Origin of the sequence: Spirosoma spitsbergense DSM 19989 (assembly GCF_000374085.1) — a bacterium.
Lineage (GTDB): Bacteria > Bacteroidota > Bacteroidia > Cytophagales > Spirosomataceae > Spirosoma > Spirosoma spitsbergense.
In genome coordinates this window covers 1-13,607 of record NZ_KB893542.1, presented here as the reverse complement: position 1 = coordinate 13,607, position 13,607 = coordinate 1, and the positions used below count along the sequence as shown (strand labels likewise).

At 49.4% G+C, this 13,607-nt stretch carries 9 protein-coding genes; 5 read left to right on the top strand and 4 right to left on the bottom strand.

Annotation, left to right across the window (positions count from 1 at the left end; all coding sequences use genetic code 11):
- Positions 1-87 precede the first annotated feature (87 nt).
- On the bottom strand, positions 88-2,871 hold the full coding sequence (locus B157_RS0114105) for a 2-oxoglutarate dehydrogenase E1 component (protein ID WP_020603956.1): 2,784 nt from the start codon (positions 2,869-2,871) through the stop codon (positions 88-90).
- Positions 2,872-3,163: 292 nt separating this feature from the next.
- On the opposite strand from B157_RS0114105, the gene B157_RS0114100 reads away from it, so the two are divergent.
- Positions 3,164-4,885: a glycoside hydrolase family 10-like protein gene (locus B157_RS0114100; RefSeq protein ID WP_020603955.1), complete on the top strand. Its 1,722-nt coding sequence runs from the start codon at positions 3,164-3,166 to the stop codon at positions 4,883-4,885.
- Here the strand turns inward: B157_RS0114100 and B157_RS0114095 are convergent.
- Entirely contained in the window at positions 4,882-6,129 is a 1,248-nt protein-coding gene (locus tag B157_RS0114095; protein ID WP_020603954.1) for a 4-hydroxy-3-methylbut-2-enyl diphosphate reductase, read from the bottom strand. The genes B157_RS0114100 and B157_RS0114095 overlap by 4 nt on opposite strands.
- 134 nt (positions 6,130-6,263) lie before the next feature.
- On the opposite strand from B157_RS0114095, the gene B157_RS0114090 reads away from it, so the two are divergent.
- From B157_RS0114090 to B157_RS39750, 3 genes are all read left to right on the top strand, one after another.
- Positions 6,264-6,755 carry a flavin reductase family protein gene (locus B157_RS0114090; protein ID WP_020603953.1) on the top strand — a complete coding sequence of 164 codons (492 nt, stop codon included), beginning with the start codon at positions 6,264-6,266 and terminating at the stop codon, positions 6,753-6,755.
- A 59-nt stretch (positions 6,756-6,814) separates the two neighbouring features.
- Entirely contained in the window at positions 6,815-7,435 is a 621-nt protein-coding gene (locus B157_RS39755; protein ID WP_020603952.1) for a hypothetical protein, read from the top strand.
- Positions 7,436-7,500: 65 nt separating this feature from the next.
- Positions 7,501-8,100 (top strand): hypothetical protein, encoded by a 600-nt coding sequence (locus tag B157_RS39750; RefSeq protein WP_245565085.1) that lies wholly within the window; start codon positions 7,501-7,503, stop codon positions 8,098-8,100.
- A 6-nt stretch (positions 8,101-8,106) separates the two neighbouring features.
- On the opposite strand, the gene B157_RS0114080 is transcribed toward B157_RS39750, so the two are convergent.
- Together B157_RS0114080 and B157_RS0114075 are read right to left on the bottom strand one after the other, a co-directional pair.
- The gene (locus B157_RS0114080; RefSeq protein WP_020603950.1) at positions 8,107-9,639 is read right to left on the bottom strand and encodes a GH3 auxin-responsive promoter family protein; all 1,533 of its coding nucleotides are present in this window, start codon (positions 9,637-9,639) and stop codon (positions 8,107-8,109) included.
- Between the two features lie 70 nt (positions 9,640-9,709).
- Positions 9,710-10,573 carry a glycerophosphodiester phosphodiesterase family protein gene (locus tag B157_RS0114075; protein ID WP_020603949.1) on the bottom strand — a complete coding sequence of 288 codons (864 nt, stop codon included), beginning with the start codon at positions 10,571-10,573 and terminating at the stop codon, positions 9,710-9,712.
- 262 nt (positions 10,574-10,835) lie between these two features.
- On the opposite strand from B157_RS0114075, the gene B157_RS0114070 reads away from it, so the two are divergent.
- Entirely contained in the window at positions 10,836-13,265 is a 2,430-nt protein-coding gene (locus B157_RS0114070; RefSeq protein WP_026308694.1) for a penicillin acylase family protein, read from the top strand.
- The last annotated feature ends 342 nt before the right edge of the window (positions 13,266-13,607 follow it).

The following is a 13,607-nucleotide window of genomic DNA, read 5'->3' as shown; positions in this document are numbered from 1 at the left end:
TAGTTTGTGGTTTGTCGTTCGTCGTTTGAGGTTCTTAGTCCCCGTTTAAGGAACAACAAAAGTCAAATAACAAACGTCGAACTGTTTTTATTCAAATGCTCTTCGAACAATTTCGGCTTGCTCCTGAGCGTGTATTTTTGGATATCCAGTAGCGGGTGAAGCCGCAGCCTTACGGGAAATAATTGGCAAAATCATCCCAACACGCAGTAGGTACGTCCAGGCGCCCATGTTCTCCGGTTCTTCCTGAACCCAGAAAACTTCGGCTTTCTTGTATTGTGCTAGTATCGCATCCAGTTGTTTCTTGGGCAACGGCGCAATCTGTTCCAGCCGAACAATGGCAACATCGTCCCGCTTGTCAGCCTGCTGTTTTTCCAGCAAGTCGTAATAGATTTTGCCCGTACACAGCAGGACTTTCTTCACCTTTTTCGCTTGTGCATACGTATCATCCAATACTTCCTGAAAAGAGCCTTTTGTGAGGTCTTCCAGCGGAGAAACGCATTTTGGATGACGCAACAGCGACTTTGGCGACATAATGATCAGTGGCTTGCGGAATTGCCAGGCCAACTGCCGACGCATAATATGGAATAGGTTGGCGGGGGTGGTTATGTTCGCTACCACCATGTTGTATTCTGCGTACAGTTGCAGATAGCGCTCCGGCCGGGCATTTGAGTGTTCAGGACCCTGCCCCTCGTACCCGTGCGGCAATAGCATCGTAACCCCATTCCCGATACCCCACTTCGATTCGCCAGCAGCGATAAACTGGTCGATAATCAACTGGGCACCGTTTGAGAAATCGCCAAACTGCGCTTCCCAGATTACCAGAGCATTAGGTGTAGCCATCGCGTACCCGTACTCAAAACCCAGTACGCCATATTCCGACAGCAACGAGTTATACACCTGAAATTTTTCCTGCCCTTCCTGAATATAATCGAGGGAAGAATAGGATTCATTGGTTTCGGAATCGTGCAATACAGAATGGCGGTGCGAAAACGTGCCTCGCTGTACATCCTGACCACTCAACCGAACAGGTTTTCCCTCAATCAGTAGGGAACCGTATGACAATAGTTCAGCCATACCCCAGTTCACCATTTTGGTATCGGTGAGCATGGCTTGCCGGTCTTTCAGCAACTTGTCGATCTGCTTTAACGGCTTAAACCCTTCCGGTATTTTCACCAGCGCCTTGCCAATCGTTTCCAGCACCTCGGCAGGAACCCCTGTTTCGGGCGACTGGTCAAAATCCTTCGGCTCGCTGAATCGAAGCTCGGCCCAGCCGAGGTCCAATCGAAGTGGTTTGTATGGAATTTCAGCCTTTTGCTTCACCCGGTCGAGCCGGTCCTGCAACTGCTGCTTAAATTCCGTATCCATGCGCTGCGCCAACTCAGCGTCTACATCGCCACGCTTGATTAGAATCTCCTTATAAATTTCGCGGGGGTTCTTATGCCTGTCGATGATGTTGTACATCGTTGGCTGCGTGAACTTCGGCTCATCGGCTTCGTTGTGGCCGTACCGACGGTAACAAACCATGTCGATAAACACATCCCGGTTGAACTTCTCGCGAAACTCAACGGCTAGTTTAGCACAGAAAATTACGGCTTCTGGATCATCGCCGTTGACGTGGAAAATTGGCGCGTCAATGATCTTAGCAATGTCTGAACAGTAGATGGACGACCGGGCGTCATCAAAATCGGTGGTGAAGCCAATCTGGTTATTAATCACAAAGTGAACGGTGCCACCGGTTTGATAGCCCGCCAGTTTCGCCATTTGCGTTACTTCATATACAATGCCCTGCCCTGCTACGGCTGCGTCGCCATGAATCAGGATGGGCATAATCTTGGTGAAATCACCTTTATATTCTTCATCGGCCTGCGCCCGAACGAACCCTTCCACTACCGGATTCACCGCTTCGAGGTGGGAAGGGTTAGGGGCCAGTTTTACGCTAATCTTTTTACCCGATTTCGTTTTTGTCAGGCTTGAATAGCCGAGGTGGTATTTTACGTCACCGTCGCCCTGAACCTGATCGGGCACGTTTCCTTCAAATCCATCAAAGATGGACTCGTAGGATTTTCCCAAAATATTGGCCAGTACGTTCAGTCGCCCCCGGTGTGCCATACCGATCATCACTTCCTCCACGCCCATATCGGCCGCCTGACTAATGATGGTATCGAGTGCAGGAATAGTTACTTCACCCCCTTCGAGCGAGAACCGTTTTTGCCCCAGGAATTTTGTAGCCAGGAAGTTTTCGAAAACGGTGGCTTCATTGAGTTTCTCAAAAATGCGCTTTTTTTCATCCAGCGACGGCATGAAAACCAATGCTTCTTTTTCAATTTTATTCCGAAGCCAGTTTTTAACGTCCAGTTCGCGGATGTACATGTACTCGAACCCAATATTGCCCGCGTAAATCTTACGTAGTGACTCCATGATAACACGGAGCGTGGCAGACCCGATGCCCAGTAATTTGCCGGATTCGAAAACGGTATCTAAATCCGCATCTGACAGCGCGTAATCAGGCAGGTCGACGCGAGGTTGCCGATCTTTACGCGCTCTGAGCGGGTTAGTTTTTGCCAACAGGTGACCACGGGAACGATATGCCTTGATTAAACTGGCAACCGATACTTCCTTCTCTGCATGAGTGGCATCTACCGGTTTCGTAGCCTGCCCATTTCCGTTGGCAGAAACGCCATTCTGAGCCGTTGAAGCCGTTTTTTCATTGGTTTTTTCATTGGTTTTTTCACCGTAAGCGAGTGAAAACTCAAATCCTTTAAAAAACTGTTGCCAGCTTTCGTCAACTGTCTGAGGGTCTCGCTTAAAAGACTGATAGAGTTGATCTACGTAAGCGGCATCGGAGTTGGCAATATATGAGTACTGATCCATGACGGGGCGCGTCGTTGTTTTGACCCGCAAAGTTAACTTATCACTGACAGAGTTAGCCCAAAAATTATTGTTTTTATCCAACCTATAATCTACGTTGGCACACTTTTGTATGAAATAACAAAAAACGTGGCCGTTTCGATTTACTTAGGTCAGATAAATTTCGTTCACTACGGACAGTTATCACCCAACCCATCGTTAGTTTCCTAAACAGCTCAATAGCGGCTAAAAATGCCCTCCAAACCGGTATAGTAGTAGACTATCACTACTTTTGCCCATTAACTTTCCTTCATTGATGCGGTCAAGTACTTACCTCTTTCTTCTGATTTTCATTTTAGGATGGGCTGGTTGTCGTCAGGCAAAGCCGGTTGCCACCAAGAGGCCGCCGGTTAGTCCTGCCCGTCCGGCGATTGCCGCCACCAAACCGGTTCCTCAAAAACCAGTAGTTGTCAAACGCCCACCACCAAAGCCGGTGCCGCCCGTCGTTGAAACGCCCGTAGAACCGGTTGAGTTTGATGAAGTAACCGACCTTACACCACCTCCGCCCAAGCGTGAATTCCGGGCTGTCTGGATTGCTACGGTCGAAAATATGGACTGGCCCAGTAAAAAAGGCTTACCGGTTGCCGACCAGCAGCGCGAGCTTATCGAGATGTTCGATATGCACCAGCGAATGGGGCTCAATGCGGTCATTTTTCAGATTCGTTCGGCGGCCGATGCTTTTTATGCGAAAAGCTCAGAGCCCTGGTCAGAGTGGTTAACGGGTCAGCAAGGGCTGGCACCGGAGCCATTTTACGACCCAATGGAGTTCATGATCGATCAGGCTCACCAGCGCGGACTCGAATTTCACGCCTGGTTTAATCTGGACCGGGCTACGTTTGGCAGATCGTCAAGCATAGCACCCACCAATATTATTTATCGGAAGCCGGAATGGATACTGACCTACGGTGGACGCAAGTTATTCAATCTGGGCGTGCCCGCTGTTCGCTCCTACATTGCCGGCATCGTGGCCAACGTAGTGCGCGAATACGATGTAGATGGTATTCATTTCGACGATTATTTTTACCCCTACGCCGAACCCGGCCAGACACTGAAAGACGATGACACGTATAAGTCAAGTCCCAATCTCCTGCCCGGAATGACCAAAGGCGACTGGCGACGGGATAACGTGAACCGACTCGTTGCCGAACTCCGGGACTCTATCCGGGCCAACAAGCCCTGGGTCAAATTCGGCATCAGTCCATTCGGTATCTGGAAAAACAAGAGCAATGATCCCGAAGGTTCGGCCACTAATGGCGGGCAGGCCTATTACGACAACTATGCCGACACCCGGAAATGGGTGCGCGATAGTTTGATCGACTACATTGTTCCCCAGGTCTACTTCAGTTCGGAGTTTGGCAGGGCACCCTACAAATCGCTCGTAGAATGGTGGACGCGGAATTGCACCAATAGCAACTGCCAGTTGTACATTGGGCATGGAGCTTACCGGGTTGGGCGAGGTTCTGAACGTGACCCCGGTTGGTGGCGACAGACGGAGTTCCCGAATCAGATTCGTTACAATCGGGATCAGCAGCTTGTTCAGGGGAGTGTTTTGTTTAGTGCCCGGCATTTAAAACTCAATCCTCTGGCCATTCGGGACTCACTACAAACTAATTTCTACCGCCACTTAGCCCTGGTACCTACCATGCCCTGGCTCGACAGTATTCCTCCCCTGCCGCCCCACGATCTTAAAGCAGCCATGACCCCCGAAGGTATAGAGTTGTTCTGGCAACAAGCGGCTGAAGCACTCGACGGCGATGTGGCAAATGGTTACCTTGTCTATCGGTTTGAGGGGCAGCGGCCACGCCTGCGCCTGGATGATCCACGTTGCATTGTAGCGCACTGCATTGGGGAAGAAACAACCCGGTACATAGACAAAACGGCCGATCCTGCCAAGAAATATGTGTACGCGATAACGGCGTTAGACCGGTTGAATAACGAGAGCCGGGAGGTTGTAGTGAAGGTAAACGCGCAACGCTAACCCGGAGATTCAGCTTGCTCCATCACTTTCCCCATAGCCGTCTCTATTGATTCTGCATCAGGAAAAAACTGAATCAATTTCAGCAGAATACCCTCAATAACGATATCAGGACAAGAAGCACCACAGGTAAGAAGCATTATAACGGGCCGGATAGCTGGTATGAAGTTCTCCGTAACAATTTCCTGCTTCTTGTGGCTATCAAAGTGGCGAATTAGTGTATCAGACAAGATCTTCTGTTCTGATTCTATAAAATAGGTTGGTAGCTTTTCTTCGCAAAGTTCAACAATGTGCGACGTATTGGAGGAGTTATACCCACCCGCTACAATGGCAAAATCGGCCGGATGTTTTAGCAGGGCGTAGGTAGCGTCCTGGTTATCGTTGGTGGCGTAGCAAAGAGTGTCGCGGGTATTGGCGAAATGCGTTTCGTCCATCTCTCCGGTTGAACCGTATTTGTTGACCATCACCTGTTTCAAATAATCGGCAATACCCTGCGTATCCGAGGCCAGCATGGTTGTCTGATTGACTACACCAATCCGTTTCAAATCACGAGTCGGGTCAAATCCAACGGAATATTGCCCGGCAAACTCCGTGTAAAAATCAGTGGCAGGCAGCTCACCCGTGATGTATTTGGCTAATCGCTGGGTTTGGGCCATGTCGCGCACCACAACCGTTGGGGCGGCTTCTTTGCTATGCGAGAAGGTAGCGCGGGTCTCTTCGTGACTGGGCTTTCCGTGAACGATAACCGTGTAATTTTTCTGACCAATCTGGCTGGCTTTATTCCAAACCTTCTCCACAAATGGGCAGGTAGTATCGTACCGGGCCACATCAAGTCCCAGCTCCGACAGTTGACTCTGAGTTTCCAGTGTTGTGCCGAAAGCCGGGATAATCACAACATCATCCGCCGTCAGTACCGACCAGGGAATGAGTTGGTTTCCCTTTGTGTCCATAATAAAATGTACCCCCCGTTCCTGTAAATCGGCATTAACATCGGGATTATGAATCATCTCACTAAGCAAATAGATTTGCTTGCCAGGATTTTCGGCAATGGCTTTGTACGCAATCTCAACGGCATTTTCAACCCCATAGCAAAAACCGAAGTGCCGGGCAATCAATATCCGGATTGGGCCGAAATCAAGCAGTGTGGGCGTAAAGTCACGCTTAAGTTTATCCCGCTTCCGGCGAAACTCTTTCAGTGGGGTAATGATGCTACTACGGTAATATTCGGGGATATCGAACGATTTCATAGATAAAGTTGGTGAGTCGGCTAGTCGGTGAGTTTATCAGTCAGATAAGCAACAATGTCTTTTTTACCTTTGTTCACTGCTACTATCCCGTATCCACCAACTCAATGACTCCCTGACTGACCAGCTGTACTGTTATGCCCAAGAAACTGTTAAAGTACAAAAATTACGATGTTCACAGCATCACCACCCGAACGACTGATTGTCGGCAAAATGCCAATATTGCTACCTGGGTGATGCAAACGGCAATGGGCGGTACTCATCTCGTAGTGGCTCTGTACAAACCGGACTATACCATTGAACTTGCTCGGGAAAGTGGCCTCCTAAACGTTAACCTGCTGACAACAGACCAGACTAGCCTGATTCGGAAGTTGGGGCGTCAGTCGGGCCGCCCTGAACTGGGCCAGACGAAGGATAAATTTAAAAACCTGCCCTATGAACTGGATGAGCGGGGTTGTCCTTACCTGACCGAAGCCGTTGGCTACGCTCAGTGTCAGGTATTACACACCACCGATGCCGGCGACCATGAGTTATTTATCTGCAAAGTACTGAAGCAGGTTGTTTTAAATCCTGATAAAACCGTACTGACGAACCAGTTTTTGATCGACCGAAAAATAGTACGGGGCTAACTGGCGAATAATGGCCATTTGTTATCTTGCATAATCACCAGTCTTCCTTCTACTACACTATGCAAACCGTTCCAAACCAGGCCGTTGCCAATTGGCCTTTGTGGCGTAAACTCCTGTTTCGCTTCTTCTTCATTTACCTCGTCCTGTATATGTCGCCCTGGTTGTGGCTGGGCAGCTTACCCGTGTTTGGTACCATTGCCGAATACTACGCGCTGGGCGAAAACTGGCTGGTCAATCTGGGAAACCAATACCTTTTTCATATCAAGGAGGTATTGGTACCGCTCAACGGAAGTGGAGATACATCATACGGTTATGCGCAACTATGCCTGTTTTTGACTATCGCCGGTGTAGGAACTATAATCTGGACGATACTGGACAAACGCCGAAACTATGCTGTCGGCTACTATTGGCTACTGCTGGGAGTCCGTTATTATGTGGCACTTTATGCGCTGAGTTATGGTATCGTCAAATTGTTTGGACAGCAAATGATTTTTCCGACGCTTAGTGCGTTAGCTACCCCGCTAGGCGATTTTCTGCCGATGCGCTTCTCCTGGTTTTTCATCGGCTACTCAGCACCTTACCAGTTTTTTTCGGGGTCTGTAGAAGTCATTGCAGGGTTGTTGCTGTTTTTTCGACGAACCAGTACGCTGGGTGCATTCGTAGCCACCAGCGTTTTCTGAATGTAGTGATGATGAATTTGTGTTATGATATTCCTGTAAAATTGTTTTCTATTCACCTATTCCTGATGAGCAATCTACTGTTGCTGGGCGATGCGCAACGGTTGATCAACTTCTTCCTGTTGAATAAACCAACGCAACCAGCTGCCCGCATTACGCTGCCAACCCGATGGATGCGGCACACACGAATAGCGCTGAAAACAGCCTTCATCTTTCTGTTCGGGGTATTACCGGGCTACCAGATTTATGAAAGCCTGGACAGCCCTGAGGTTCGGGCAGTCATGAAATCCCAAATCCTCACTACGGGTATATTTGAGGTTGAGCATTTCGAGGCTCCCGTAGTAGACAGTCTGCGCTGGAAAGATGTGATTTTCGAGACCAGCAGAACAGGTAGTATTCAAACCAGCGATACACTGCTGCAGCAACGCTATCGCCGGGGTTATTTCGCCTATACGCTGGATTCTGCGAAGCACACGATCGCGTTCAAAAAATTTAGTCGTGATTCAATTCCGCTGTTTACCCTGAACTATACTATGCCGGATACCAATCACATTGTATTGAATGGAAAAATTCGTGGTAATTCGGCGATGATTGCCCTTAAACGGCAGAAACGCCATTTCCAATTGGCTGAACGGCAGTTTCACTGGTTGTCGGAAGCTAATCGGTAGCCTGAATTACAACCACTTGCCGACAGAGAATCGGGCGAGAATATCATCCAGATACTCGCGCGAATTGGCTAAGCGGGGTACTTTGTGCTGACCACCAATTTTACCCCGATGCTTCATCCAGGCATAAAACGTTCCAGGCCGCACAACGTGGATGCGGGGGCGTTTTAACACTATATCGTTGTACCTTTTGGCATCGTAATCGGAGTTGATTTGCCGGAGTGTTTCGTCCAGAATCCGGTTGAATCGTTGCTGGTCATCAGGTTCCTGAGTAAACTCAATCACCCATTCGTGGGAACCGTTTGCTCCATTGCTCATATAGACCGGACCAGCCGTATAATCTGAAATGATGGCACCGGTTGCTTCACAGGCGCGGGTAATGGCTGTTTCGGCATTTTCCACGATCACTTCCTCACCAAAGGCATTGATAAAATGTTTGGTTCGTCCGCTTACTTTTAGCCGGTGCGGGTATAATGACGTAAACCGAACCGTATCACCCACTCTATACCGCCAAAGACCACCGTTGGTTGAGACAACCAGCGCATAGTTTTTGTCCAGCTCAACTTCATCAATGGTGTACGCTTTTGGAAAAGGTTGTTCCGCATCCTTCAAAGGAACAAATTCGTAAAAGATGCCGTAGTCGAGCATGAGCAACATTTCTCCCACGCGGCTCAGATCGTCCTGAATGGCAAAGAACCCTTCTGAGGCATTATACACTTCCTGATATCGAACCGCTGCCGATGGAAAAACCTGTTGCTGAAACAACTCCCGATAGGGCTGAAAATTGACGGCCCCGTGCATCATAACTTCAAAATTAGGCCACACCTCCAGAATATTCGATTTGCCGGTGTAGGCCAGGATTTTATCAATAAGCACCATGCCCCAGGTAGGTGTGCCCAACATACTGGTCACATTTTCCTGGGAGGTGATTTCCGCCATCCGTTCCAGTTTAGCTTCCCATTCATCCATCAGGGCAATATCGATGGATGGTGTACGGATGTACTGGGCCCAACTGGGTAGATTTTTCATTACCACGGCCGATACATCGCCGGCCGCACTATTTGTACCATAGGGATTTTGGTGGAGACTCCCGCCAATGGAAAGCCCTTTGCCTTCAAAGGCCCGGCTTTCAGGATTATTGGCGATGTAGAGGGCCATCATATCCTTACCCCCTTTGAAATGGCTTTCGTCCAGTGATTCAGTGGTAATGGGAATGAATTTACTGCGGGCGTTCGTTGTCCCGGAAGATTTAGAGAACCAGCGAACGGGCGATGGCCACAGCAGGTTATTTTCCCCCTTCATGACCCGCTCAATATACGGAAACAGGTCTTCGTAACTCGATACGGGAACCTGTTGCTGAAAATCGTGGATAGACCGGATGGATTTGTAATGATATTTTTTCCCCCACTCCGTCTGTCGGCCCGACCGGATAAGCTGTTTAAAAACGGTATGCTGTATGGCACCAGGGTTTTGCATCATAGCCTCAATGCGCGGCAGTCGCCGTTGCAGAAGCCATTTGAGCGTGGTGTTGAGGACAGTCATGGGGCTAAAATACAATAAACCAACTAAATTAAAGTGGTTACCTGTTAAAACTCAATCCAATGGTTTAGGTTTATAATCCAACGGCCCGGTTGGGATAATCAGTAATCAGGCCATCAACACCCCACTCCTTCAATCGGATCATATCATCCCGCTGATTCACCGTCCAGGGGATAACCCTGATGTTTTTTTCGTGTAGCCGGTTTATCTTGTCCTGACTAAGCAGTTTAAAATAAGGGCTATAGATGTCGGGTTTGAAACCCAGCTCCTCCAGGTTCTTTTCCGGGCTACGCAGATTTTCGACCAGAGCCGACAGCCGCACATCGGGGTATTTCCCCTCCTGAACGCCTTTCTTCCACTGTTTTAATACGGCGAAGTCAAAACTTTGAATCACTACCCGCTCGGGCGGTAGCTGTTTGGCAATGATTGCCCGTACCAGGTCACAGAAAGGTGCTGGTTCCGGCTGGCTTTTGTTGTATTCAGACGGTTCACTTTTCAACTCGATGTTATACGAAAAGGCAGGCAGGTTTTTAGCTTTTCGGTAGGCTTCTGCCTGTGCAATCACGTCAACGAGGAGTGGTTTGTAGGTTTTTAGTTTTTGCTGTTCAGGATAGGCTGGGTTACCATTAGAACCTGTATCATATTGTTTGATATCGACATAATTCATCTGGTAGAGCACCAGGTCTTTCTGCTCTTTTTTGTCGACTGGCGTTCCATCGGGTTTGATACTGAAAGCCGCGTTGAAGTACGGCTCATGCGAAACAACTACCTGCCGGTCTTTACTGATAACCACATCCATCTCAAGCGTTGTTACGCCCAGATCCAACGCTTTCAGGAAGGCTGGAATGGTATTTTCGGGCATCAGCCCCCGGCACCCCCGGTGACCTTCAATATCGAACGGTACGGGTGCAGAAGAAACAAAGGCAGTAGCAATCATGCAAAGTAATAGTAGACTGAAGCGCATATACCTTACTGGAATTGGGGCCTAAAAATACACTTTCTTTTTAAGTTCAGCTTACCTCCGGGCTTGTTCGTCAATGTACAATCCATTGTAACCAGTATAAACGGCTTATCATCCAATGCTACGGTAGTAATTCACTTTGCAAAAAGAATTACTCTGGCGGTATAAGAATACTTTTTATTTGCTGAATGCAATGGTAAACTTGCATACCGAAAAATCTGCTTCCCTTTATTTCCTTATGCGTTACGCAAAAGCTATTGTCCTTCCCGTTTTCACGCTTTTACTTATTTGGGCACTAAACCGCTCCTGGGGCAGCGTTCCCGCTTTTGGGCCTCTACTGAGTCCGTTCGTTGGTTTCTGGCAAAATGCGGAGTCTGTTAACACATCGGACGAAGAAATAAGCCTGAGTGGCACAAAAGCACCCGTTACAGTCATTATTGATGATAAAGCCGTTCCACACGTGTTCGCGCAGAATGACCATGATGTCTATTTCGCGCAGGGTTACCTGACTGCCCGCGACCGGCTCTGGCAGATGGAGTTTCAGACTCATGCCGCAGCCGGGCGGGTGTCGGAACTGGTGGGAGAGCGGGCACTGGAGCTGGACCGTTACAACCGACGTCTCGGCATGGGATTCGGGGCGGAGAAATCCGTAAAGGCGATGATGCAGGACCCTCGCTCGCGCGAGTCAGTTGAAGCGTACACGGCCGGTGTCAACGCCTGGATTAGTCAGCTAAAACCGGCGCAATACCCACTAGAGTATAAACTACTCGGTTACGCTCCGGAACCCTGGCAACCCATCAAGTGCGCGTACTTCCTGAAATATATGTCGGGGGTGTTGGCGCTTGGGGCCGATGACCTCAACATGAGCAATGTTCTTCAAAAAGCTGGGCCCATTGTAACGGCCGACCTGTTTCCCGATTATCCCTTTCGGGAAGACCCAATCATTCCCGTTGGTACGAAGTGGGATTTCAAGCCGGTTCACATCCCCGCTATTCCACCCGCTTCGGTGTCGGCTGTTGGCTCGATAAGTATGAACTGGGCAGAGCATGACCCGGCCATTGGTAGTAACAACTGGGCTGTTGGGCCGCAGAAATCAGCCACTGGCTATCCTATTCTGGCCAATGACCCGCATTTGACCCTGAGTTTACCCTCCATCTGGTATCAAATGCAGTTGGTAACGCCAACCATGAACGTGTACGGCGCTACGATGCCGGGCGCACCGGGCGTTATTATCGGCTTCAATAAGCAGGTAGCCTGGGGTGTTACCAATGTCGGTGCCGACGTACTAGATTTTTATCAGATTCAGTTTCGGGACAACCGCCATCTGGAGTACTGGCACGACAACCGCTGGAAGCCCGTTACCCGCCGGATAGAGCGGATAAAAATTAAAGGGCAACCAGACAAAGTCGATACCATATTATACACCCACCATGGGCCGGTCATGTACATGGAAGGGCAGAAACCTTTCGCTAAAAACGTGCCGGTGGGGTACGCTGCCCGCTGGATTGGTCATGAAGAATCGAACGATTTCCTAACCTACTACCTGCTCGACCGGGCCGCTAACCACGCCGATTATCGTAAGGCCCTGAGCTATTATGGTGCCCCGGCACAAAATTTTGTGTTTGCCGATGCGGCTAAAGACATCGCTATCTCGCCAAATGGTCGTTTTCCGCTGAAGTGGAAAGACCAGGGCAAGTTTTTGCTGGATGGCACAAATCCCGCCCACGACTGGCAGGGGTGGATTCCGGCCGAACAAAATCCACACGTTAAAAATCCACCCCGGGGGTTTGTCAGTTCGGCCAATCAGTCTTCTACCGATACAACTTATCCGTACTATATCAACTGGCAGTTTGCTCCCGCCGAGCGTGGCACGCGCATCAACCAGCGGCTGACAGCGATGCAACAAGCGACTCCTGACAGCCTGCGCATGTTGCAGAATGACAACCTGAATTTGCGTGCCCAGCAAGCCCTACCCGTTTTTTTACCCTATGTGCGAACACAGAAGCTTACCGCCGAACAGAAAAAAGCGGTTGATATCCTGAAAAAATGGCATTACAACCACGACATTGCTGAAATAGGCCCGACCCTGTTTACCGAATGGATGCGGCAGTATATGGATGGTGTTTGGCGGGACGATTTTCCCACTACCGATAGCACGACGTTGCGGTATCCCAGTTTTGACCGGACGCTCCAGATGGCCGAGCAGGACCCCACTGCCCATTGGTTCGATAACGTAACCACCCCTGCCCGCGAAACAATTGGCGACGTATTGACCCAGACCCTACAACTGGCAGTTGATTCACTCGCCCGACAGCACGGGGCCATTGGCGAATCGTGGCAATGGGGGAAACATAAAGCTACCCGTATTGCCCACCTGGCCCGACTTGATGCACTCAGTGCCCTCAACGTCCAGATTGGCGGAGGAGCGGGCATTGTAAACGCCACCACCGAGCGAACGGGACCTTCCTGGCGCATGGTCGTTGCTCTCGGCCCGCAACCGAAAGCGTATGGTGTATATCCCGGCGGGCAGTCGGGCAATCCGGGTAGTCCATACTATCTGAATATGCTGGAAACCTGGCGAACCGGGCAACTAAATGAGTTGCTGTATCTGCAATCGGCCCAGGATAAAAACCCGGCTATTAAACGGCGTATCACCATTAAAAAGTGATGCAGACTTTTTAATTCAGTGTTATTTCTCCGCGATATTACGTACCCAGTAATAAATTATAAGGAATGCTGATAAAATAAGGTGACACAAATTTTGTAGTTTTGCTCGCAGCTTCTATTTCCGCTCATGGCTCACTNCTCTGCCTCCATCGAACAAGCCATTCGTGACTTTTATGCCCGTCTGGCCGAAAAAGATAAACGCCATTATGCTGCCCTGGAAGCCCAAAAAATAGGCTATGGCGGCAAACGATACATCGGCTTTCTGTTGAGTATTTCCCAAAGAACCCTCAGAAAAGCTTATCACGAACTCAGTCAACCCGAATTAATGAACCAAATCCCACCC